This window comes from Subtercola boreus (assembly GCF_003399645.1).
GTDB lineage: Bacteria > Actinomycetota > Actinomycetes > Actinomycetales > Microbacteriaceae > Subtercola > Subtercola boreus_A.
The window spans coordinates 309,161-331,257 of record NZ_NBXD01000002.1; the positions used below are offsets into that span (position 1 = coordinate 309,161).

General features: G+C 68.0%; 18 protein-coding genes and 1 pseudogene. 11 read left to right on the top strand and 8 right to left on the bottom strand.

The window, feature by feature from the left end; all coding sequences use genetic code 11:
• Positions 1 to 3: 3 nt before the first annotated feature.
• The 4 genes from B7R24_RS01530 to B7R24_RS01545 all read right to left on the bottom strand — a co-directional run bounded on the left by B7R24_RS01530 (position 4) and on the right by B7R24_RS01545 (position 4,140).
• A complete protein-coding gene (locus tag B7R24_RS01530; RefSeq protein WP_116417193.1) occupies positions 4 to 861 on the bottom strand; it encodes a ketose-bisphosphate aldolase in 858 nt (285 codons plus the stop codon).
• 55 nt (positions 862 to 916) lie between these two features.
• Positions 917 to 1,837, bottom strand: coding sequence for a carbohydrate ABC transporter permease (locus B7R24_RS01535; RefSeq protein WP_116417194.1), 921 nt, complete (start codon positions 1,835 to 1,837; stop codon positions 917 to 919).
• A 2-nt stretch (positions 1,838 to 1,839) separates the two neighbouring features.
• The gene (locus B7R24_RS01540; RefSeq protein WP_116417195.1) at positions 1,840 to 2,760 is read right to left on the bottom strand and encodes a carbohydrate ABC transporter permease; all 921 of its coding nucleotides are present in this window, start codon (positions 2,758 to 2,760) and stop codon (positions 1,840 to 1,842) included.
• Positions 2,761 to 2,856: 96 nt separating this feature from the next.
• Positions 2,857 to 4,140 (bottom strand): ABC transporter substrate-binding protein, encoded by a 1,284-nt coding sequence (locus tag B7R24_RS01545; protein WP_116417319.1) that lies wholly within the window; start codon positions 4,138 to 4,140, stop codon positions 2,857 to 2,859.
• A 193-nt stretch (positions 4,141 to 4,333) separates the two neighbouring features.
• Here B7R24_RS01545 and B7R24_RS01550 point away from each other — a divergent pair, with 193 nt between their 5' ends.
• The 3 genes from B7R24_RS01550 (at position 4,334) to B7R24_RS01560 (ending at position 6,233) form a co-directional block, all read left to right on the top strand.
• Complete coding sequence (locus B7R24_RS01550; RefSeq protein ID WP_253259205.1) at positions 4,334 to 5,167, top strand: DeoR/GlpR family DNA-binding transcription regulator; 834 nt, start codon at positions 4,334 to 4,336, stop codon at positions 5,165 to 5,167.
• Between the two features lie 216 nt (positions 5,168 to 5,383).
• Positions 5,384 to 5,875, top strand: coding sequence for a hypothetical protein (locus B7R24_RS01555; RefSeq protein ID WP_116417197.1), 492 nt, complete (start codon positions 5,384 to 5,386; stop codon positions 5,873 to 5,875).
• Between the two features lie 64 nt (positions 5,876 to 5,939).
• Positions 5,940 to 6,233, top strand: a complete 294-nt coding sequence (locus B7R24_RS01560) for a putative quinol monooxygenase (RefSeq protein ID WP_172582655.1) — start codon at positions 5,940 to 5,942, stop codon at positions 6,231 to 6,233.
• Positions 6,234 to 6,259: 26 nt separating this feature from the next.
• On the opposite strand, the gene B7R24_RS01565 is transcribed toward B7R24_RS01560, so the two are convergent.
• The 3 genes from B7R24_RS01565 to B7R24_RS01575 all read right to left on the bottom strand — a co-directional run bounded on the left by B7R24_RS01565 (position 6,260) and on the right by B7R24_RS01575 (position 10,031).
• On the bottom strand, positions 6,260 to 8,128 hold the full coding sequence (locus B7R24_RS01565) for a dipeptide ABC transporter ATP-binding protein (RefSeq protein ID WP_116417198.1): 1,869 nt from the start codon (positions 8,126 to 8,128) through the stop codon (positions 6,260 to 6,262).
• Positions 8,128 to 8,946 carry an ABC transporter permease gene (locus tag B7R24_RS01570; protein WP_253259219.1) on the bottom strand — a complete coding sequence of 273 codons (819 nt, stop codon included), beginning with the start codon at positions 8,944 to 8,946 and terminating at the stop codon, positions 8,128 to 8,130. The genes B7R24_RS01565 and B7R24_RS01570 overlap by 1 nt, the downstream gene beginning before the upstream one ends.
• 116 nt (positions 8,947 to 9,062) lie before the next feature.
• Positions 9,063 to 10,031, bottom strand: a complete 969-nt coding sequence (locus B7R24_RS01575) for an ABC transporter permease (RefSeq protein ID WP_116417199.1) — start codon at positions 10,029 to 10,031, stop codon at positions 9,063 to 9,065.
• A gap of 127 nt (positions 10,032 to 10,158) precedes the next feature.
• Between B7R24_RS01575 and deoC the strand changes: the two genes are divergently transcribed.
• The 3 genes and pseudogenes from deoC (at position 10,159) to B7R24_RS01590 (ending at position 13,854) form a co-directional block, all read left to right on the top strand.
• Positions 10,159 to 11,163 (top strand): deoxyribose-phosphate aldolase, encoded by a 1,005-nt coding sequence (gene deoC, locus B7R24_RS01580; protein WP_116417200.1) that lies wholly within the window; start codon positions 10,159 to 10,161, stop codon positions 11,161 to 11,163.
• A gap of 16 nt (positions 11,164 to 11,179) precedes the next feature.
• Positions 11,180 to 12,634 (top strand): annotated as a pseudogene (locus tag B7R24_RS01585) (aldehyde dehydrogenase family protein); the annotation flags it as partial.
• 359 nt (positions 12,635 to 12,993) lie between these two features.
• The gene (locus B7R24_RS01590) at positions 12,994 to 13,854 is read left to right on the top strand and encodes an aldehyde dehydrogenase family protein (protein WP_116417201.1); all 861 of its coding nucleotides are present in this window, start codon (positions 12,994 to 12,996) and stop codon (positions 13,852 to 13,854) included.
• A 145-nt stretch (positions 13,855 to 13,999) separates the two neighbouring features.
• On the opposite strand, the gene B7R24_RS01595 is transcribed toward B7R24_RS01590, so the two are convergent.
• A complete protein-coding gene (locus B7R24_RS01595) occupies positions 14,000 to 15,463 on the bottom strand; it encodes a cation:dicarboxylate symporter family transporter (RefSeq protein ID WP_116417202.1) in 1,464 nt (487 codons plus the stop codon).
• Between the two features lie 185 nt (positions 15,464 to 15,648).
• Between B7R24_RS01595 and B7R24_RS01600 the strand changes: the two genes are divergently transcribed.
• The 5 genes from B7R24_RS01600 (at position 15,649) to B7R24_RS01620 (ending at position 22,095) form a co-directional block, all read left to right on the top strand.
• Positions 15,649 to 17,577 (top strand): sensor histidine kinase, encoded by a 1,929-nt coding sequence (locus B7R24_RS01600; protein WP_116417203.1) that lies wholly within the window; start codon positions 15,649 to 15,651, stop codon positions 17,575 to 17,577.
• Positions 17,574 to 18,380 carry a response regulator gene (locus tag B7R24_RS01605; RefSeq protein WP_116417204.1) on the top strand — a complete coding sequence of 269 codons (807 nt, stop codon included), beginning with the start codon at positions 17,574 to 17,576 and terminating at the stop codon, positions 18,378 to 18,380. Before B7R24_RS01600 ends, B7R24_RS01605 begins: the two co-directional genes overlap by 4 nt.
• Positions 18,381 to 18,794: 414 nt before the next feature.
• Complete coding sequence (locus B7R24_RS01610) at positions 18,795 to 19,781, top strand: carbohydrate ABC transporter permease (protein WP_116417205.1); 987 nt, start codon at positions 18,795 to 18,797, stop codon at positions 19,779 to 19,781.
• The gene (locus B7R24_RS01615; RefSeq protein WP_116417206.1) at positions 19,778 to 20,599 is read left to right on the top strand and encodes a carbohydrate ABC transporter permease; all 822 of its coding nucleotides are present in this window, start codon (positions 19,778 to 19,780) and stop codon (positions 20,597 to 20,599) included. Before B7R24_RS01610 ends, B7R24_RS01615 begins: the two co-directional genes overlap by 4 nt.
• Before the next feature lie 119 nt (positions 20,600 to 20,718).
• Entirely contained in the window at positions 20,719 to 22,095 is a 1,377-nt protein-coding gene (locus B7R24_RS01620) for an ABC transporter substrate-binding protein (protein ID WP_116417207.1), read from the top strand.
• Positions 22,096 to 22,097: the final 2 nt, after the last annotated feature.

The window sequence follows — 22,097 nt, forward strand, 5'->3', positions numbered from 1 at the left end:
TGCTCAGTACAGCTCGGCCTTGCCGGCAGCGTTGAACAGGTCGATCTTGTGCGCGGCGACCTTCTTCATGGCGGCGATCGCCGGCGGCTGGATGGTGTTCGGCTCGCGCAGGCTCTTGTTCTCGAGCTCGATGCGCATGGCGTCGTGGTAGGCCGCCTTGATGTCGCTGGAGATGTTGATCTTGTTGATGCCGTACTTCACGGCCTCGGCGATCTCGGTATCGGGGTTGTTCGAGCCACCGTGCAGTACGAGCGGAATCGGCAGCAGTGCCTTGATCTCCTGCAGGAGATCGATGCGCAGCTTGGGGTCGAGATCTTTCGGGTACAGGCCGTGGCTGGTGCCGATGGCGATGGCGAGGCTGTCGACACCGGTCTGGTGCACGAAGTCGACGGCCTCCGACGGCACGGTGTAGATGATCTCGCCGCCCTCCTCAGCCTCTTCGTCGAGCTTTCCGATGGTGCCGAGCTCGCCCTCGACCGAGAGGCCCACTCTGTGTGCGGTGTCGACGACGCGGCGGGTGACGGCCACGTTCTCATCGAAGGGCTGCATCGACATGTCGATCATCACGGAGGTGAAGCCCGACTGGATGGCCGTCAGCATCTGCTCGTACGACCCACCGTGGTCCCAGTGGATGGCGACCGGCACGCTCGACTTGTGGGCCCGCTCACGGATGGCGAGGATCGCCTCGACGCCCAGGTGGCTCACCTCGTCGGGGTGGATGGCCACGATCATCGGTGCGTTCTTCTCCTCGCTGATCTCGAAGAGACCGTTCATCATCGCGTAGTCGCTGACATTGAAGGCCGGAATCGCGAACTTGTGTTCGTTGGCGACTGCGAGCAGGTCTTTGCCGTTCATCAACATAGCTGGTTGTTCTCCTTAATAGGGGTGGTGCGGGGGGAGGGTGAAAACGAAGGGGTCAGCTCTTCACGGAGCCGGAGGTGAGTCCGCCTATGAAGTAGCGCTGAAAGACGAGGAAGAGAAGCAGAACCGGGATGCTGCCCATGATCGAGATGGCCATCATCTGGTTCCACTCGTAGGAGTTCTGCCCGATCAGCAGCTGGATGCCGACGGGAACGGTCCGCAGGTCATTGGTTCGCGTCAGGGTGAGCGCGAACAGGTACTCGTTCCACGAGATCATGAACGTGTAGACGGCGACCGAGACGATACCGGGCACTGAGATCGGCACCAGGATGCGCCAGAGGGCCGTCCAGGCGCCGGCGCCATCCACCTTCACCGCCTCGTCGAGCTCCTTCGGGAGGGTGTTGAAGTAGGCGGTCATCATGATGATCGCGTAGGGGAGCGTGAACACGATGTAGGTCAGGATCAGGCCCGCATAGGTGTTGTACAGACCGAGCGAGACCATCAGCCCGAAGAACGGGATAATCAGGGCGATCGGTGGCACGGCCTGGGTGCCGATGATGATCACGTTCATGATGCGCTTGCCGCGGAACTCGTACCGGCTGAACGCGTAGGCCGCCAGAATGGCGAACAGCACGGTCAGCGCGGTCACCGACAGGGCCACCACGTAGCTGTTGATGAAGAACCGGATCTCCTCCGGGTCGTTCAGTACGGCGAGGTAGGCATCGAAACTGAACCCCTGCGTGATGATCTGCGGTGGGTACGCGAAGATCTCGGTGTTCGTCTTGAAGCTGCTGATGAGCATCCAGAACACCGGGAAGCCGGCGAACACGGCACCGACCAGCAGACCGATGACGAGCGCGATGCGCAGGCCGATCTTGCGGGGCGCGCGGTGGATCGCGAGTGCATCGGCGCGGTTCGCGGCCCGGGCCTTCGGAACGGCCCTGGCGGGTGTGCGGGTGATGATGGCGTCGGCCATGATCAGCTCTCCGATCGTTGCGAGCGTACGTAGAAGATGGCGACGATGAGCGAGAAGACCAGAACGATCACGGCGCTCGCCGAGGCCATCGAGAAATCGAAGCCCGTGAACGCGAGCTTGTAGGTGAAGGTGCTCAGCATCTCGGTGACGCTGATCGGCCCGCCGCCGGTGGTGAGCCAGATGAGGGCGAACTGCTGCGTGGTCCAGAGCACATCGAGCATCGCCATCGAGATGATGATCGGACGCAGCTGCGGCAGCGTCACGTTGAGGAACTGCTGCCAGGGCGACGCCCCGTCGACCCGAGCCGCCTCGTAGAGGTCTGCGGGCACACCCTGCAGGCCTGCCAGCAGGCTGATCATGAAGAACGGATAGCCGGCCCAGATGTTCATGACCGTCACCGCGAGCAGTGCCGTGCCCGGGTCGCCGAACCAGGCGACGGGGCTGTCAGTGAGATGCACCGACTGCAACAGGTAGTTGATGACGCCCTGCGGGTCGAGCAGCAACCGCCAGAGCACCGCGATGATAGCGGCGGTGAACAGCCACGGGAGGATGTAGATGACGCGGAAGAAGGCCCGCGGTACCGATCCGATGAGCTTCGAGTTCAGCATCATCGAGAAGCCGAGGCCGATGAGCAGGTGGGCGACCACACTCGAGACCGTGAAGATGAGCGTGTTGAGCGCCGCGTTCCAGAACTCCGGGTCCGTCAGCAGTGTGACGTAGTTGGTGAGACCGGCGAACGAGGCGTTCTTGGTGGTGATCGCACCGTCTGAGACCGAGTAGCCGATCACCAGGATGATCGGCACCACCATCAGGGCGATGAGGAGAATCGCGGTGGGGGCGACGAACCCGTAGGGAGTGCCCTTGCGCGCCAGCCGGGTGGAGCCGAACCGGGACAGGGGGCGTCCCGCTCGAAGAGCAGTCATGGTGGTCCTTCTTTCTTACAGCGGATGGGGCCGCGCCGCGGTGGTGTCTCGGCCGTGGCGCGGCCCGCTGGGTGCACGTGTGGTGTCAGTGCCCGCCTAGAAGGCTTTCTTCCAGCTGTCCTGGGTGCTGCTGAGCATGTCGCCCACGCTCCCGTCGCCGTTCAGTGTCTTCTGGAAGTTGGTGTCGAAGTCGCGCATCAGCTGGTCGGAGGTCGGCAGTCCGACGAACTCGTTGGCGGGGTATCCGGCCTGGTAGATCTTGAACGCCTCTTCGTAGAGGGGGTCGGATCCGGTGAAGTCGGGCGTCGCCGTGCTGTTCGCCGGGAAGCCGTGGGCGAGGCTGGAGATGTTCGCGTTGACGTCTTTGCTCATCATGTACTGCACGAACTTCCACGCTTCGGCCTTGTGCTCGGACTTGTCGGAGACGCCGATGCCCCAGGAGGCGAACGGGATGCCACGCTTGCCGGTGTAGCTGTCCGCCGCGGGAACGGCAGAGATGCTGAACTTCAGGTCGGGGTTGGCCTTCCGGATGGTGGTGATGTGGGCGAGCGAGTCGACCATCATGCCGACCTGGCCGTTCGTGAACTGGGTCACCTTGTCGGGCTCCTGCAGCGTGAAGGTGCCGTCGGCCACGACCTTGGCGTCATAGAGCGACTTCACGTAGTCGACCGCGCTCTTCACGCCGTCGTTGGTGAGGTCGGGTTGGCCGTCCTTCAGCATGCTTCCGCCGGAAGCCCAGAGCCACGACATCACGTCGTTCTGCACGCCGTTGGGGTTGGTCGTGCCAAGCGGAAGGATCCAGCCCTTGGCCGAGGTCTTCTCTGTTATCGCCTTGGCATCGGTGAGGAACTCGCTGCGCGTGGCCGGGGGAGTGGTGACGCCGGCCTGTGCGAGCAGGTCGTCGTTCGTGAAGAGGGGGTAGACGAAGTTGACCACCGGGATGGCGTAGGTGGAGCCGTCGATCTGCACCTGGCTCGAGAGCTGGCTGGCGTCGTAGTTCGTCGACGTCATCTCGGTGCTGAGGTTGTCGAGGGCGCCCTGCTTGACCAGGTTGTTGACCCAGGCGCCGTCGAGGCCGACCACGTCGGCCAGGGTTCCGGAGACACCGGCGGTGGTCGTCTGGTCCTGCAGGGAGGAGTAGGGCTGCGTCAGGAGTTTGACGGTGACGTTCGGGTTCTCGGCCTGGAAGCCGTCGACGATCTTCTGCAGGTCGCCGTCGGGGAGTTCGGAGCCCCACCACTGCGAGAACTCGATCGTGACCTTGCCGTCTGCGCTGGTGGAACTGCTGCTGCCGCTGCAGGCAGAGGTGAGAAGAACCGCGGTCGTCGCGAGGACGACCCCGGCGAGTCTGACCTTACGGTTTCGAGCAACGTTGCTCATGTTCATCCAATCTTCGGTGATTGCGTTCGTGATGGTGCGGGAGGTGTTGCTTGATGCGTATATGTTGAGAACTACTGCGACTTTATGCGCTTCTCTGCGCGTATTGGAATGCTAATACGCATGAACCTTGACGTCAATGCTAAAAACAGCACGAATGCGCTCTTGTTCGCATCGGTCTGCTACAACTGGTTCTGTGAAAGACAGCAGTGCACGAAAGAACGGGCAACTCGTGCGTCTTCCGGCGGGTCGAAAGGCCGAGATCGCCGCGTTCGTTGCCGAGTCTGAGCAGGTCACCGTCGCCGTGCTCTCGGAGCGTTTCGGGGTGTCGAGCGACACCATCCGGCGTGACCTCGACCAGCTCGACGCTGACGGCATCCTGGTTCGAACGCACGGCGGGGCGGTCAGTCGGTCGGCCATGGTCGTCACCGAGAAGAAGCTCGACGTGCGGCTGCAGCTGCACACCACAGCGAAGGAGAAGATCGGGGCTCTCGCGGCGACGCTCGTCGACGACGCCTCGGTCATCATGATCAACGCCGGCACGACGTCGCTGGCGCTGGCCAGGCATCTGCGTGATCACCGGGAACTCACCATCGCCACCAACAACCTGCGCATTCCAGCGGAGGTGTCGCCGAAGGCTGTCAACGACCTCTACATCTTCGGCGGTGCGGTGCGGTTCGCCGGGCAGTCGACGATCGGCCCCATCAACTTCCGTGTCGCCGGCCGCAGCGGCGACCTCGAGCTCCGGTGCGACCTGGCGTTGATCTCGGTCGGTGCGGTGTCGGCCGATGTGGGGTACTCGACGAGCAACGTGGGCGAGGCCGTGATGATGGGGGAGATGATCTCGCGGGCGTCGCGGGTCGCGATTCTCGCCGACTCGTCGAAGTTCGGTCCGCCGCTCTTCGCGCAGGTCGCCGAGCTCGGCACCGCCGACTACCTCATCACGGAGGAGGCGCCGCCGCCCGAACTCGCGGCCGCGCTGAAGCGCAACGGGGTGCAGGTGCTTCTGCCGCCCGACCGGGTGGGGTGAGTGTGCGGAGGGGTTGAGCCTGCGGAAGGTCGCGCGTGCGGAAGGATCTGAGTGCGCGGAGTGGGGTGACGGCGCACCGACGGGTCGACGTGGCGGCATATTCCCCGCGCGGAGTCACATTCCCGGCGCGGCGTCGACGCATCTGCGGGATACTGGATGTCAGACGTCGGTGTTCGTTTTCGCATCGGGGACTTCTCACGACCGGAAGGATGCCGCATGCTGAGTGCCAAACCCTTCCGAGCGGCGCGTGAGGGCCTCGAGGCCGCCCGCGTCGGGCTGGAGACGGCTCGCGTCGGCCTCGAATCGGCCCGCGTGGGTTTCGAATCCGCCCGTGTGGGGCTCGAAGCGGGCCACCTCCCCAGCCCGGCCGCCGTCGCTGCGCTCGGCCTGAGTTGCGCCCACCAGCTGCGGGATGCTGCGCCCCTCGTTCTGCTCTCCCTCACCCGGGCGCTGCCGCACGCCGTCGAGCCGGCGTGCGTCGCCTGTGAACCCGTGCCGCGCACCTGCCACGTCACCATCCACGAATGGGACCTCGGCCGCTGGTTCGTCGTCGACGAGCAGCTCGGGATGCTGGGGGAGATCGAGCACGTCGCATCCGGTTATCGAGTGCTGCACACCGCCGACGCCAAGGGCGCCGTGCTCGGCTTCGACACCCTCCCCCTCGCCACCGTCTACTTCGAGGACTACGCCGAGGCACTGGCCCTCTGACCCCCACCGCCCCGCCGTTCCGCTGCCGGTTCGGTTGCGGGCATCCGTTTTTTCAAGGAGAACAATGATCACCGCCCTGCTCGAACTGCGCATCAAGCCCGAATCTGTGGATGGCGCGCTCGGCGTCATCACCGAGGTGCTGGCCGCCACCCGCGCCCGCGAGGGCAACCTCGGAGTGGAGGTTCTGGTCGATGCTGCCGACGAGTCCCACATCACCATCGTCGAGCACTGGGAGTCGATCGAGGCCGACAACGCGTACCGCGCCTGGCGTGCCACCGATGAGGGTAAGAGCGCTCTCGGTACGATCGTCGCGTCGGCCCCCGTGCTGACGGTCAACACCACCGCTGCGACCCTGTAACCGCCGCCGCCGCCCCCCTCCGCGCTTCAAGGGAGGCGGGGGGAGGCGGCGAGCAGGCTCTGGGTGTAGTCGTGGGCGGGGTGGGCGAAGACGTCGGCCGCAGAGCCCTGCTCGACGATGCGGCCGGCGCGCATGACGGCGACCGTGTCGCTCATGTGCTGCACGACGCCGAGGTCGTGCGAAATGAAGAGATAGCTCAGGCCACGTTCGCGCTGCAGGTCGTCGAGCAGGTCGAGCACCTGCGCCTGCACCGAGACGTCGAGCGCCGACACAGGCTCGTCGCAGATGAGGATGTCGGGGCGCGGCGCGAGCGCACGGGCGATGGCTGTGCGCTGGCGCTGTCCGCCCGAGAGGTGCAGCGGGCGACGATCGGCGAGCGAGAGCGGCAGGCCCACGGCGTCGAGCAGCTCGGTGAGGGCTCGAGTCTCCGCACGGCTCCGGATGCTGCGACCGAAGGTGAGCGCGTCGGTGAGGATCTCGCGCACCGTCCACCGCGGGTCGAAGGAGCCGAGCGGATCCTGGTACACCGCCCCGATCCGCCGCCGGAGCGGGCGACGTTCGCGCTCGGTGAGGGCACTCCACGGCTGGGCGTCGAGGGTCACTGTTCCGGCGTCGGGTGCGGTGATGCCGAGCACCAGCCGCGCGACGGTGGTCTTGCCCGAACCCGACTCGCCGACGAGTCCGAGGGTGCGTCCGCGCTCCAGCACCACCGAGACGTCGTCCACCACGCTGCGGCTGCCGCCGTCGGCGCCCGCATACCTCTTCACGAGCCCCCGCGCCTCGAGCACCACGTCGCGCCCGCCCGCGCGTCCGCGCTCCTCTGCGCCTGCGCCCGCACCCGCGCCCTCGGGAGGCATCGAAGGGGCCGATATCGTTCCACCCCGGGAGGGTTGCCACGATATGGGCCCCTTCGTGGGCGTGGGCGTGGGCGTGGGTGTGGGCGTGGGTGTGGGTGCGGGGGGTGCGGGTGCGGGGGTGAGGGGGGTGGGCGCGGGTACGGGTGCGGGGGGTGGCGTCAGGCGGGCACCGCGGGGGCGACCCGCGGGAACTGCGCGGATGAGGCGCCTGGTGTACTCGTGCCGGGGCGCCCCGAGCACCTCTGCCGCGGGGCCCTGCTCGACGATGCGGCCGCCCGTCATGACCGCGATCGTGTCGGCGATGCGTGCGACCACCGCCAGGTCGTGGCTGATGAGCAGCACCGCGGTTCCCTCCCGCTTCAGCCGTTCGAGCAGCCGCAGAATCTGCTCCTGCACGGTCGTGTCGAGCGCCGTGGTGGGCTCGTCGGCAATTAGCAGCGGCGGATCCAGCGCGATCGCCGACGCTATGAGGGCACGCTGGCGCAGTCCGCCCGAGAGCTCGCCCGAGCGCTGCCCGGCGCGGAACGCCGGCTCCGGCACGCCCGCGTCAGCCAGCAGTTCGACGACACGTGCCCTCCGCGCCAACGGGGTCATGCGTGTGTGCAGCCGCAGGGCATCCGCTATCTCGCGCCCTACCGGGCGGAGCGGATCGAGCGAGACGAGGGCATCCTGCAGCACCAGCCCGGCGGAGGCGCCGCGCAGGGCGCGGAGCTTCGAGGGCGTGAGCTCGAGCACGTCTGCCCCGTTCACGCGGAGGCATTCGGCGCTCGTCACGGCACTGTCGCCCGCCAGGCCCAGGATGCTGCGGGCCGTCACGCTCTTGCCCGACCCCGATTCGCCCACCAGCGCGAGGCACTGCCCCGGCGCGAGCGCGAAGGTGACGCCCTCGACAACGGTGGTGAGCTCGCGGCCGGAACGGAACGCGACACGGAGGTTCCGCACGTCGAGCACCGGCGCAGAGGTCGCCGCGCCCGCGGGCGCGGGCGCAGGCGTGGGCGTGGGCACGTCAGGCGCGGGCGCGGCATCTGGTTCGCTCATCAGCGCTCCCGGTTGCGGCGTTGGAGGCTGCGGCCGAGCACGGTCGCCGCTGCGGCGCTCAGCACCACGAACGCACCCGGAAAGAAGGTCAGCCACCACGCAAGAGAGATGTAGGTACGCCCGGCCGACAGCATCGCGCCCCATTCGGCAGCGGGCGGCACCGCCCCGAGTCCGAGGAAGCTGAGCGCCGATGCCCACACGATGGCCTGCCCGACCCCGAGTGTGGCGAGCGCGAACAGACCTGCCGCCACGTTCGGCAGGATGTTGCGGCGGAAGATCTGCGCGGGGCTCCGCCCGAGCACCACGGCCGCCTCGATGTGCCCCGACAACCGGATCGACCGGATCTCCGACCGGATGATGCGCGCGTACCCGGGCGCGGTCGCCAGCCCCACCGCTACCGTTGCGCTTGTCACGCCGACTCCGAAGATCGTGATGAAGACGAGCGCGAGCAGCAGTCCCGGGAACGCGAAGAGCACTTCGAGCAGCCGGTTGACCCCGAAATCGACGGGCCGCGGGCCGAGCCCGGCGAGCGATCCGAGCAGGAGGGCAAGAAGCATCCCGATCGCCGTCGCGCAGAGGCCGATGAGCAGAGAGGTGCGCGCGCCGTAGATGACGCGGGTGAAGATGTCGCGGCCCGATTCGTCGGTACCGAACCAGTGCCCGGGCGAGGGCGGAGTGAAGGCGCTGGCAGGCGCGATCGCGAGGGGATCGGTGGCCGTGAACAGCTGCGGCGCGAGGGCAGCGGCGACCAGCAGTATCAGAATGACGGCCGAGACGACCTCGGCCGGTCGCGGTCGCGGTCGCCCGAGGCTCCGGATGCCGGCACCCGCCTCCCGCAACGACGGTTCGCCAGGCGCCCGCACCGGCGCCGAGCCGCGGCCGGTGCGCGCCGCACCAGCCGAGCCGGGCAGCAGCGGCGCCCCCGCCGAGCCGCTCACCGGCCGCGCAATCGCGGGTCGGCGATCCGGTCGGCGAGATCTGTCGCGATCGTCACGACGATGTACACCAGCGCCACCACCATCACTACGCCGATGACGACGGGAACGTCCCTGATCAACACCGCGTTCAGCAGGGTACGGCCTAGCCCGGGCCGGGCGAACACCGTCTCCACCACCACCGCAGAGCTGATGAGCGATCCGAACGCCCAGCCCGAGAGACTGATCGCGGGCAGGGCGGCGTGCCGCAGGGCATGGATCAGCCGAACCCCGGTCTCGCTCTCACCCCGCGCGCGCGCCGAGACCACGAACGGGGCATCCAGAGCGTTCAGCACCGACTCGCGCATGAGCTGCCCCAGGAAACCGGCCAGCGGAACCGCCAGCGTCAGCACGGGCAGCACCAGGCCCGGGATGCCCGGGGTGCTGATCGCCGGCAGCCACCCCAGCGCCACGCTGAACACCAGGATGAGGATCGTTCCGAGCCAGAAGTTGGGCACGGCCGCCGCAACGATCTCGAGCACCGTCGACACGGCGCCCGCGACCCGCCCACCCCGAGTCGCCCACAGCGCGAGTGCGATCGCGAGCAGCCACGCCACCGCGAGCGACGCGATGGCCAGCACGAGCGTGTTGCCCAACCCGTCGAGGAGCACCTGGGCCACCGGCACCTTCAGTGCATACGACGTACCGAAGTCGAAAGAGGCGAGCCGGCCGAGTTCGTGCAGGTACTGGGTGAGGAGCGGCTGATCGAGACCGAACTCGGCGCGGGCCTGGGCCAGCGCCTCGGGCGTCGCACGCGATCCCGGTCCACCGAGAATCGCTTCGGCCGGGTCCCCGGGAATGAGCCTGATGCCGAAGAAGATGAGCGTGGCGACCGCCCACAGTACGAACAGCGCCCCGGCGAGACGGCTGCCCACCCAGGTCAGCGCGCCGAGCGGCCTCCGGGGCGGGGCGCTGGCGAGGGTCGTCACGTGACGAGCCTAGGCGCTCCCACCCGCACCGCCCCAGCCGTCTGGCCGCCGCATTCCCAGCCGCAGCCGTTGCGGCTTCCCCAAGCCGATGGGTATAACGTCGTTGTTCGAGATGCTTGGAGAAGCCATGACGATAGACACCCTCCCGGCCGGCACGCTGGCCCGCGACCTGGTCGGCGGTGAGCTGACCGATTCGAACCTCCGCCGCTACCTCGAGGGCATCCCGGGTGTCGATGCGGTCGGGCTCGAGCAGCGCGCGGCGTCGCTCGGAACCCGCTCGATCAAGACGTCGTCCAAAGCGTGGGCGCTCGACCGCATCATCCAGCTCATCGACCTCACCACGCTCGAGGGTGCCGACACCCCGGGCAAGGTGCGCTCGCTCGTCGCCAAGGCGATGGTTCCGGATGCTGCCGACCCCACCACCCCGCGGGTGGCCGCTGTGTGCGTGTACGGCGACATGGTCGGTGACGCGGTGGCCGCGCTCGGGGCCTCGCACGGCGACCCCGACCAGGGCGGAATCAGCGTTGCGGCCGTCGCCACCGCATTCCCCAGCGGGCGCGCGTCGCTCGCGGTGAAGCTGGCCGACACCGCCGACGCCGTTTCGGCCGGCGCCGACGAGATCGACATGGTGATCGACCGCGGCGCATTCCTCTCCGGTCGCTACGGGCTCGTCCACGACCAGATCGTCGCGGTCAAAGACGCCTGCCGCCGCGCTGACGGCAGTTTCGCGAACCTCAAGGTGATTCTCGAGACGGGCGAACTGAACACCTACGACAACGTGCGCCGGGCATCCTGGCTCTCGATCCTCGCCGGTGGCGACTTCATCAAGACGTCGACCGGAAAGGTCGCACCGGCCGCAACGCTGCCCGTCACGCTGTCGATGCTCGAGGTGGTTCGCGACTGGCACCGTCTGACCGGCGTGAAGATCGGTGTGAAGCCGGCCGGCGGCATCCGTTCGTCGAAAGACGCGATCAAGTACCTCGTGACCGTCGCCGAGACCGTGGGCGAGGAGTGGCTGACGCCGCACCTGTTCCGTTTCGGAGCGTCGAGCCTGCTCAATGACGTGCTGTTGCAGCGTCAGAAGCTCACCTCCGGCCACTATTCGGGCGCTGACTACGTCACCATCGACTGACTCTGCTAGGAACACCATGACTTTTCTCGAGTACGCACCCGCCCCCGAATCGACCGGCCTGCTGAGCCTCAGGGAGGCCTACGGCCTCTTCATCGACGGTGAGTTCGTCGACGGCCGCGGTGAGTCGTTCGCCACCATCTCGCCGGCCACCGAGAAGACCATCGCAGAGATCTCGACCGCCTCCGACGAGGATGTGGATGCTGCGGTCGCCGCCGCGCGGCGCGCCTACGACACGACGTGGTCACGCCTGTCGGGCCGCGACCGGGGCAAATACCTCTTTCGCATCGCTCGGCTGGTGCAGGAGCGTGCGCGCGAACTCGCGGTCGCCGAGACGCTCGACAACGGCAAGCCGATCAAGGAGAGCCGCGACTTCGACATCCCCACGGTCGCGGCCTGGTTCTTCTACTACGCCGGCTGGGCCGACAAGCTCGACCACGCGGGGCTCGGTGCCAACCCGGCCGCGCTGGGGGTGGCCGCCCAGGTCATCCCGTGGAACTTCCCGCTGATGATGCTGGCGTGGAAGGTCGCGCCGGCGCTCGCCGCGGGCAACACGGTGGTGCTGAAGCCGGCCGAGACGACGTCGCTGACGGCTTTGCTGTTCGCCGAGATCCTGCAGCAGGCCGACCTCCCGGCCGGTGTGGTCAACATCATCACGGGGGCCGGGGCGACCGGGCGCGCGCTGGTGAACCATCCGGATGTCAACAAGGTCGCGTTCACCGGCTCGACGGCGGTCGGCCGCGAGATCGCGCGCTCACTCGCCGGAACATCGAAGAAGATCACCCTCGAGCTGGGTGGCAAGGCGGCGAACATCGTGTTCGACGACGCTCCCATCGACCAGGCGATCGAGGGGATCGTGAACGGCATCTTCTTCAACCAGGGCCAGGTGTGCTGCGCAGGGTCACGGCTGTTGGTGCAGGAGAACGTGCACGACGAGGTCGTCGCGCGACTCAAGGAACGGCTGTCGACACTCCGGGTGGGCGATCCGCTCGACAAGAACACCGACGTGGGCGCGATCAACAGTGCGGCGCAGCTCGCGCGCATCACCGAACTGACGGCGGCCGGCGAGGCCGAGGGCGCAGAGCGGTGGAGCCCCCCCTGCGATCTCCCGGCGGAGGGATTCTGGTTCGCGCCGACGATCTTCACGAACGTGCAGGCCAGTCACCGCATCGCCCGTGACGAGATCTTCGGGCCGGTGCTGTCTGTGTTGACGTTCCGCACGCCGGCAGAGGCGATCGCCAAGGCGAACAACACCCCCTACGGCCTGTCGGCCGGCATCTGGAGCGACAAGGGCAGCCGGGTGCTGGCGGTGGCCGACAAGCTGCGCGCCGGGGTGGTGTGGGCGAACACGTTCAACAAGTTCGATCCGTCTTCGCCGTTCGGCGGGTACAAGGAGTCGGGTTACGGCCGCGAGGGCGGTCGGCCCGGGCTGGCCGCGTACCTGAAGCCGGCACCGCTCGGCGGCAGCGTTGGCGAGCCTGCCGCGCCTGCCGCGCCTGCGATGTACGCCGGCGCTCCGGCCACGTGGGTCGAGGGCAGTGCGACTCCGATGTACGTGCCGGAGGCCGCCAGCCTCCGGGTGCACGCGAATGCCACGGCATCCGAGTCCGACGTCGGTGCCGCCATCGGTGCGGCCGCCGACGGCACCGCGTCTGCGGGAGAGGCCACCGCCGCCGCGGCGGCGACGTCTGCTACCACCGCCAGCACTGCGGTGCCCTCCGCCCCATCCGACACCGCGGCGCCATCTGCCGCCACTGCGGTGCCCTCCGCCGCCTCCGACACCGCGGCATCCTCCGCCGCCACCCGACGTTCCGCCCGGAAGAAGGCCGACAAGTGACCCACCTCGCCATACCGAAGACCTACAAGCTGTACATCGGCGGGGCCTTTCCCCGAAGCGAGTCGGGGTATACGACAGAGGTTCGGAGTGCATCCGGAGCCTTCATCGCCAACGCGGCGAAGGCGTCGCGCAAAGACGCCCGGGATGCGGTCGTCGCGGCCCGCGCCGCCGTCTCGAAGTGGTCGGGCGCGACCGCGTACAACCGCGGACAGGTGCTCTACCGCATCGCCGAGGTGCTCGAGGGGCGCCGGGCGCAGTTCGTCGACGAGATCGTGCAGGCCGAGAACGTGTCGAGCCAGGATGCCGGTGCCCAGGTCGACGAGGCCATCGACCGCTGGGTCTGGTACGCCGGCTGGTGCGACAAGTACGCGCAGGTGGCGGGCAACGCGAACCCCGTCGCGGGGCCGTACTTCAACATCTCGGTGCCAGAGCCGACGGGGGTGGTGGCGATCGTCGCCCCGCAGGACACCTCGCTGCTCGGCTTCGTCAGCGCGCTGGCGCCCGCGCTGGTCAGCGGGAACACTGTCGTGATTCTGGCGAGCGAGCGCTTTCCGCTCTCGTCCATCAGCTTCGCCGAGGTGCTCGCGACGAGTGATGTGCCGGGTGGGGTCGTGAACATCCTCACCGGATCGGTCGCCCAGATCGCGCCGTGGCTCGCCTCGCACGCCGACGTGAATGCGCTCGACCTGGTGGGTGCCGGTTCGGTCGACTGGGTGTCGCTCGAGATCCAGGCGGCCGAGACCCTGAAGCGCGTGCTCCCGCCCGAGGGCGGGCCGGATGCCGCGGCCCCCGCCCTCGCCCGCATCACCGCGTTCACCGAGACGAAGACGGTCTGGCACACGAAGAGCCTGCTCTAGCCCCACCCGCCGCGCTCCGCGGCGCCGCGCGGCCCTCCGCCGCGCTCCGCCGCGCCGAGCACGAACGGACACGATTCCGGTCATCCCCGACGTTATCCGCCGGGGATCTCCAGAACCGTGTCCGTTCGCTGCGTGGAGGCCGCCGCTAGCGGCGGCGGGTGCCGACCGGGCCTTCGACGATGGCCGCGATCTCCGAGGTGGAGACGCGCGGGTCGTGGGGTGCGCCGTCGGCCGCACCCGCGGCATCCGGAGCACCTGCATCAGCACTCGTGCCGACGCCCGTGCCCGCATCGACAGCAGGGTCGGCGTCTTCGGTGCTCATCGTCGCCTCGTCGAAGGGGAGCTGGCGCGAGAGCACGGCCCGCACACGGTCACGGTCGATCTGGTGCGTCCAGGTGCCGATCAGGATGGTCGCCACGGCGTTCCCGGTGAAGTTCGTCAGAGCGCGGGCCTCCGACATGAAGCGGTCGATGCCGACGATCACGCCGACACCGTTCACGAGGTCGGGGCGGTGCGCCTGCAGGCCGCCGGCGAGGGTCGCGATTCCGGCGCCGGAGACCCCGGCCGCACCCTTCGACGCGATCATCATGAACAGCAGCAGCGAGATCTGCTCGCCGATGCTGAGCGGAGTTCCCATCGCGTTGGCGATGAACAGCGACGACATGGTGAGGTAGATCGCGGTGCCGTCGAGGTTGAACGAGTACCCGGTCGGAACCGTGATGCCGACAACGGACTTCGTCACGCCAACGTGCTCCATCTTCGCGATGAGGCGGGGCAGCGCGACCTCGCTCGACGACGTCGACACGATGAGCAGGTACTCCCGCCCGAGGTAGCGCATCAGCGAGAAGATGTTGGTGCGGGCCGACAGCCACAGGATGCCGCCCAGAATCACCACGATGAACAGTGCGCAGGTGATGTAGAACGCGATCATCAGCGTTCCGAGGCTCACGAGTGCCGCGGCCCCGCTCGAACCGACGACCGCGGCGATGGCGCCGAAGGCACCGATCGGTGCCACCCACATGATCATCGACAGGATGCGGAACACCAGAACCTGGATCTGCCCGATGGCCGTCAGAATCGGTTTTCCCTTCGCGCCCAGGTGCTGCAGCGCGAACCCGACCAGCAGGGCCACGAACAGCACCTGCAGGATGTTTCCGGCCGTCAGCGACGACAGCAGCGATGTCGGGATGATACCCAGGATGAACTGCGTCGAATCCGCCGGCGCCAGGGCCGAGGTGTCGTAGGTCGAGTTCGCGATGTTCAGGCCCTCACCGGGGTGGATGATGTTGCCCACGACGAGCCCGATGCCGAGCGCGAACGTCGACATGACGATGAAGTAACCGAGCGCGAGCCCGCCGATGCGGCCGACCGTCGCCGCCTTCGCGATGGATCCGACGCCCAGCACGATCGTGCAGAAGATGATGGGCGCGATCATCATCTTGATCAAGCTCACGAACCCGTCACCGAGCGGCTTCAGCCCTTTCGCGAATTCGGGGGCGAGGAGCCCCACGGCGATACCCGCCGCGACAGCGACGATGACCGCGAGGTAGAGGTAGTGTGCGCGGTCGAGGCGCCGTCTGGTGCCGACCGGGTGGGGCGTCTTTGCCATGGGTTTTCCCTTTCGAAGGTCGCCGCACTGCTTTGTGGGCGCTTGTCGTTGCCACAGTCTGTGACAGAACAACAGACGGTCGGGGGTTGTGTTCATACTGTTCGCGAGCATCCGGAAGCCCGCCGGTCTACCCTGAGGTGACCGACTGGCCCGCACCGCCGCGAGCAGAGAGCAGGGCACGCCGCATGATCGCCTGGATCCGCCGCTGGAGCATCTCCCGCCGGCTCTTCGCGCTGCAGTTCGTGTTCGTCGTGGTGCTCACGGTGGCCGCTCTCGCCTGGCTCTACAACGACGCCCGGGGCATCGTCGAGCAGGGCGCCGCCGACCACAGCCTGTCGGTGGCGACGTCGATCGCCGACAATCCGTTCGTGGTCGAAGCGCTCGAGACTGCGGGCCCGGATGCCGCGGGGTCTGCCGGCAGCGGAGTCGCCGGGGCCGACGCGAGCCTCGTTCTCGAGCCGTACGCGCAGAAGCTGATGACCGACACCGCCACCGACTTCATCACGATCATGGCTCCCGACCGCACGCGTTTCACGCATCCGAACCCCGCCGAGATCGGGCGTCCCTTCGTCGGCACCGTCGAGCCCGCGCTCGAGGGGCGGGTGTTCACCGAGACCTACACCGGCACTCTGGGGCCGTCGGTGCGGGCGGTCGTGCCCATCCTGAACCAGCAGGGGAACGTCATCGCGCTGGTGGCGGCGGGCGTGACAGTGGCGAAGGTGTCGGGGGCGCTCGGCGAGCGGCTGCCGCTGGTCTTCGGATTCGCCGGGCTGACGCTGCTGTTCGGCGCGCTCGCCTCGTGGCTGCTGAGCCGGTACCTGCGGCGGGTCACCTGGGGGCGGGGGCCCGAGGAGCTCGGGCGCATGTTCCTGTACTACGAAGGCGTGCTGCACTCGGTGCGCGAAGGGCTGGTGCTGGTGGATGCCCGCGGGCGGTTGGTGCTGCACAACGACCGGGCGGCCGAGTTGCTCGGCCTTCCGCCGTCGGGTGGAGCGCCGGTTGCCGTGAATGGGTTGCAGATTCCGGATGCTCTGCGGAGCCTGCTCGCCGGGGGTGCCCGTGCGGTCGACGAGATCTTCGTCACGGAGAACCGGGTGCTCGTGGTGAACCAGGAGCCGGCGGTCAGTGTGCCCGCGGGGGCTGAGCGCGGTGCGGCTGGTGCGCGCGGCCCGAAGCGCGGAGCGCGGGATCCGGTGGGCGGGCGTGCAGCGGCTGCGGGCGTGCGGGCCGGAGGCGCGGCCCGGGTGATGGGAACCGTCACCACCCTGCGCGACCACACCGACCTGCTGCGCATCTCGGGGGAGCTGCAGAACATGCGCACGCTCTCCGATGCCCTGCGCTCGCAGACGCACGAGCACGCAAACCGGCTGCACACGATCGTCGCGCTGATCGAACTGGGGCGACCGGAGGAGGCGATCGCGCTGGCCGCCGGCGAGCTCGATCGCGGGCAGAACCTCGCCGACCAGCTCGTCGAGGCGATCGAGGAGCCGGTGCTGGCGGCCCTCCTGGTGGGCAAATCGGCGGAGGCCCGGGAGCGCGGGGTGGCTCTGGGCCTCGAGGTCGATCCGGCGCTCGGCGCTCTCGGCGTGCCGGCCGACGACCTCATCACGATCGTGGGAAACCTCGTCGACAATGCGCTCGATGCGGCTGCCGGCGCAGCGTCCGCCGGAACCTCTGCCGCAGCGTCGGCGGGAACCTCCGAATGGACACGGTTACCCGCATCCGCCGGGGCTGGCGAGGAGGATGCCCGGGAACGTGTCGATTCTGACCCCGGGGGCGTGGCGCTGCGCGGCGAGGCGAGGGTGGACGTGTCGGTCGGCGGCGGCGAGGGTGGTTCTGTTGTCATCCGCGTCGCCGACACCGGCCCGGGGATCGCGGATGTCGCCCAGGCGTTCGAGCGCGGATACTCCTCGAAGCCCGCCGGTCCGCACGGCCGGGGCATCGGCCTGGCTCTGGTGGGGCAGAGCGTTCGGCGACTCGGCGGCACGATCGAGGTCGACGACGACGGCGGCGCCGTGGTCACCGTGACCCTCCCGCGCCCCCTCGGCGGAGCGCAGCTCGGGGGAGCGCTCGCCGGGACGGGTGCCGCCGAGCGGAACGGGGTGCGCCGATGAGTCCGGAGCTGGCGCGCGGCGCAGCTCCGGTGCGCACGCTGGTGGTCGACGACGAGGAGATCACCGCCAGCGCCCACGCCGCCTACCTCGGCCGCGTCGGTGGATTCGAGGTGGCTGGTATTGCGCACACCGGTCGGGAGGCGGTGCGCCAGCTGCGCGTTGCACTCGGCGATTCGGCTGGCAGTGTTCCTGCTCGCGACGATCCGGTGCCCGATTCCGCATCGCGGGCTCTGGCGACGCCGGCTCCGGATGATCGGCCGGCAGGCATCGACCTGGTGCTCCTCGACATGAACCTGCCCGACTTGCACGGGCTCGACCTGTGCCGGCAGATCCGCAGTGCGGGGCTCGAGACCGACGTCATCGCCATCACCGCTGTTCGCGAAGTGGGGGTGGTGCGGGCATCCCTCTCGCTGGGAATCGTGCAGTACCTGATCAAGCCGTTCACCTACGCCACATTCGCCGACCGGCTTCGCACCTACCTCGACTTTCGGCGCGGGTTCGGCGACGACCGGTTGCTCGCCACTCAGGGCGAGGTCGATGACACGTTCGTGCGGATGCGTTCGGTCGCCCCGGCGGCCTACGAGAAGGGTCTGTCTGAGGGAACCCTGCAGCTCGTGGTGCAGGCACTCGCGGGGGCGCCGCACGCGCTTTCGGCGACCGAGCTCAGCGACGCGGCGGCGGTGTCGCGGGTGACAGCGCGGCGTTACCTCGAGCATCTCGTGGCCACGGGTGTCGCAGCGAAGAGTTCACGCTACGGAGCCCCGGGCCGCCCCGAGGTGGAGTACCGGCTCACCGGTCGCTGACGCCGGCCCCCGCCCCGGACTGCGCCGCCCCGCCCCGCGGGTCGCCCGATTACCGTCCGGCCGGAACTGGGCCACATCGACGCTCTCTGGGCGTTGTTTTCGCCCTGCTCCGCCCGGGTGGTCGACCCCGGATGCCCGGGTACCTGATCGACCGGAGGCAGCTGTCCTCGACCGGAGGCGCCGCGCCTGCGCTTGGTCGACCCGCCGCCGCGCCCGCAACATACCGCGCCGCAAGCGGGTGACGAGCCGGAAACTGGTTCAGGCAGGACAACCTTTCATGAACTCGGACGTGTCGACCTGAACTCCGTGTGAAGCCCAGACGACGCCTTCGACGGCGATCCCGATTGCCCCGTTTCGACCGTGAGGCCCCGAATACCATCGCCCTTGTGCAAAAAACGAAGGCAGCCTGAGGAGATGACGTCGACAGCGACGCGACCCGCGCGAATCGAGCCGGACCAGAGGGCGAAGACCCGGGTCATCCCGACCCCGGCCGAGCAGGCGAGGGCCCGAAAGGTTCGCTCGCGTCGCACCCGCCGGCACAACCGGCTATTGTTCGCCCTGCTCGCGGGCCCCAACATCGCCCTGCTCATCGCCTTCACCTACAAGCCGCTGCTGCAGTCGTTCTACTACTCCACCCTGCAGTGGAACATCGGTTCCCAGCGTGCCATCTCGGTGGGGTTCCGCAACTACACGGACTGGTTCACCGACTCCGAGACCCCACACGTCATCGGGGTGACCGTCGTCTTCACCCTCGCCACGGTGGGCGGGGGCATGGTGATCGGCTTGGCGCTGGCCGTACTGCTCAACCGCAAGCTCAAGCTGCGCGGGCCTGCGCGAACGATTGTCGTCGCCCCCTATGTGCTGTCGGGCGTCGCGGTCGGGCTGCTGTGGCTCTTCGTCTTCGACCCGAACTTCGGTATCGTCGCCGCAGCGCTGGGAGCGGTTGGACTGCCCTCACCCGCCTGGTACAACGACCCGCAGTGGGCGCTCGTGATGGTGATCATCGTGCAGCTCTGGAAGAACGTGGGCTACATCGCCCTGATCTACCTGGCGGGGCTGCAGGCGATTCCGCAGGACGTGCTCGAGGCGGCCGCGCTCGACGGCGCGGGTCCGGCCCGAACGTTCCGGCGCGTCATCCTGCCCCTGCTCAGCCCGACCTCCTTCTTTCTGAGCGTGACGACGCTGCTCAGTTCGCTGCAGAGCTTCGACATCATCCAGGCGATGACGAAGGGCGGCCCGCTCGAGGGCACGACCACGATGATGTACGAGATCTACCGTGATGGCTTCGTCGCCGGCCGGGCCGGGTACTCCTCGGCGGTCGCCACCATCCTCTTCGTCGTGCTGCTCATCGTGACGCTCGTTCAACTGCGCTTCGTCGAACGAAAGGTGCATTACGCATGATCCGCAGATTTCCGCTCGGGGGGTACATCGCCCTGGCGATCGCCGTCGTCGTCATGGTTCTTCCGCTGGTGTGGATGCTGCTGGCCAGTTTCAAGGGACAGAGCGAGATCTACTCCCTGCCGATCCAGTGGCTCCCGTCGTCTTTCGCTCCGACGAACTACACCGATGCGCTCGACGTGGTGCCGTTCGGCTCGTTCTTTGTGAACAGCGCCATCACCACCGTCTTCGGGGCCGGGATCAAGATCATCCTGGGCCTGATGACGGCCTATGCGCTGGTCTTCATCGAGGTGCCGTTCAAGAAGGTGTTCTTCGGCATCGTGATCTTCGCGCTGCTCGTTCCGCAGCAGATCGTGATCATTCCGAACTACACGCTCATCGCGAGCCTCGGTTGGCTGAACACCTACCAGGGCATCATCGTGCCCGGGCTGGCGAGTGCGTTCGGCACCTTCCTGTTCCGGCAGCACTTTCTGTCGTTGCCGCCCTCCGTGCTCGAGGCGGCCGCGCTCGACGGCGCCGGGCACCTGCGCAGGCTCTGGGCGTTCGTGCTGCCGATGTCGACGCCGACCATCGCCGCCGTGGCGCTGGTCTCGGTTGTGACCGAGTGGAACGAATACCTCTGGCCGCTGCTCGTCGTCGACCGGCCGAACATGATGACGCTGCCCATCGGGCTCACCCTCCTGCAGAACACCGATGGCATCACGAACTGGGGCGTGCTGATGGCGGGCACCGTGCTCGTGACGCTGCCGATCCTGATCGTGTTCTTCGTGATGCAGCGCAAGATCGTGGCCGGGCTCACCGCCGGCGCGGTCACCGGCTAGGCGAACGTCAGCGCGCTTCACCGCGTGGTTCCGGATGCACGGCAGCCGGTCATCCACAACCCGAACTCTTCTCCTCCCCACCCGTGCCCCACCCGTTCCCGACCAGGAAGACCAGATCCATGACGCCTCGATTCGACCTCTCCCACGCCTTTCCGAACGGCGTGACCCGCCGCAACGTTCTCGCGTTCGGCGCCGCCCTCTCGGGCACCGCACTGCTCGCGGCCTGCGCCGGGCCGTCCGTCGGCGGTGACGTCGGAGCCGTTTCGTCCACACCCTTGCAGGACTGGACGAACATCAAGCCCGCTTCATCCATCACCTGGTGGACCAACCACCCCGGCAACTCGATGGCCACCGAACAGGCCATGATCGACGGCTTCCAGAAGGCCAACCCGGGCATCGTGGTCAACATGGTGACCGCGGGTGCGAACTACGACGAGATCGCGCAGAAGTTCCAGGCGGCCTCCGGCACCGACAGTGTGCCCGACCTGGTCGGCGCGAGCGACGTGTGGTGGTTCCGCTACATGATCAACCAGCAGATCATTCCGCTCGACGACCTGGCTGCGCACCTGAACGCGAACACCGACGACTTCAACACGACGCTCTACGACGACTACAAGTACAACGACAGCCACTGGGCGATGCCGTACGCCCGGTCGACGCCGCTGTTCTACTACAACCGGTCGCTGTGGACGGCTGCGGGCCTGCCCGACCGCGCACCCGAGACCTGGGACGAGTTCGACGAGTGGGCGCCGAAACTCAGTGCGGTGATGAACGGTGCAGCTCCGCTCGGCATCGGCAAGGGCACCTCGTGGGCTGCGTGGTGGTTCTGCAACATCATGTGGGGCAAGGGCGGGGCGTACTCCGACCAGTGGACGACCAAGCTCGACATGCCCGAGACGATCGAGGCCGGCGAGTACCTGCGCGCGATGATCAACGAGAACAAGAGCGCGGCGGTGTCTGCGACCGACTCGGCCGCAGACTTCGGGGCCGGGTTGAGCGCCTGCACGGTGGCCTCGACCGGTGCGCTGACGGGCATCCTGAAGTCGGCGACGTTCGACGTGGGCACGGGCTTTCTGCCGGCCGGGCCGAAGGGCGCGTTCACGCCGACCGGCGGTACGGGTATGGCGATCGCCTCGGGCAAGAGCCCGGAGCAGCAGCTTGCGGCAGGGATGTTCCTGAAGTACCTGACGGATGCCGACCAGACCGCGACCTTCTCTGCCGCGACGGGCTACATGCCGGTGCGCACCTCGGCAATGGACGGTGCGACGATGAGCGCGATCTACACCCAGAAGCCGCAGTTCCGCACGGCCGTCGACCAGCTGAAGAACGCGCGCTCGCAGGATTGGGCCCGCGCCTTCGTTCCGTCGGGCGACAAATACCTCACAACCGCCCTCGAGCAGATCATGCTGCAGAACTCGGCGGCGGCCGACGCGTTCCCGAAGGCTGCGGCCGACATCACCACGTCGTACGATCAGAACGTGAAAGCGTACCTGTGACG

Excerpts from the sequence above, each read along its gene's own strand:
- B7R24_RS01615 (WP_116417206.1), top strand. The coding sequence starts at position 19,778 with ATGATCCGCAGATTTCCGCTCGGGGGGTACATCGCCCTGGCGATCGCC.
- B7R24_RS01595 (WP_116417202.1), bottom strand. The coding sequence starts at position 15,463 with ATGGCAAAGACGCCCCACCCGGTCGGCACCAGACGGCGCCTCGACCGC.
- B7R24_RS01560 (WP_172582655.1), top strand. The coding sequence starts at position 5,940 with ATGATCACCGCCCTGCTCGAACTGCGCATCAAGCCCGAATCTGTGGAT.
- B7R24_RS01600 (WP_116417203.1), top strand. The coding sequence starts at position 15,649 with ATGATCGCCTGGATCCGCCGCTGGAGCATCTCCCGCCGGCTCTTCGCG.
- deoC (WP_116417200.1), top strand. The coding sequence starts at position 10,159 with ATGACGATAGACACCCTCCCGGCCGGCACGCTGGCCCGCGACCTGGTC.
- B7R24_RS01565 (WP_116417198.1), bottom strand. The coding sequence starts at position 8,128 with ATGAGCGAACCAGATGCCGCGCCCGCGCCTGACGTGCCCACGCCCACG.
- B7R24_RS01540 (WP_116417195.1), bottom strand. The coding sequence starts at position 2,760 with ATGACTGCTCTTCGAGCGGGACGCCCCCTGTCCCGGTTCGGCTCCACC.
- B7R24_RS01545 (WP_116417319.1), bottom strand. The coding sequence starts at position 4,140 with ATGAGCAACGTTGCTCGAAACCGTAAGGTCAGACTCGCCGGGGTCGTC.
- B7R24_RS01610 (WP_116417205.1), top strand. The coding sequence starts at position 18,795 with ATGACGTCGACAGCGACGCGACCCGCGCGAATCGAGCCGGACCAGAGG.
- B7R24_RS01530 (WP_116417193.1), bottom strand. The coding sequence starts at position 861 with ATGTTGATGAACGGCAAAGACCTGCTCGCAGTCGCCAACGAACACAAG.
- B7R24_RS01535 (WP_116417194.1), bottom strand. The coding sequence starts at position 1,837 with ATGGCCGACGCCATCATCACCCGCACACCCGCCAGGGCCGTTCCGAAG.
- B7R24_RS01555 (WP_116417197.1), top strand. The coding sequence starts at position 5,384 with ATGCTGAGTGCCAAACCCTTCCGAGCGGCGCGTGAGGGCCTCGAGGCC.
- B7R24_RS01620 (WP_116417207.1), top strand. The coding sequence starts at position 20,719 with ATGACGCCTCGATTCGACCTCTCCCACGCCTTTCCGAACGGCGTGACC.
- B7R24_RS01605 (WP_116417204.1), top strand. The coding sequence starts at position 17,574 with ATGAGTCCGGAGCTGGCGCGCGGCGCAGCTCCGGTGCGCACGCTGGTG.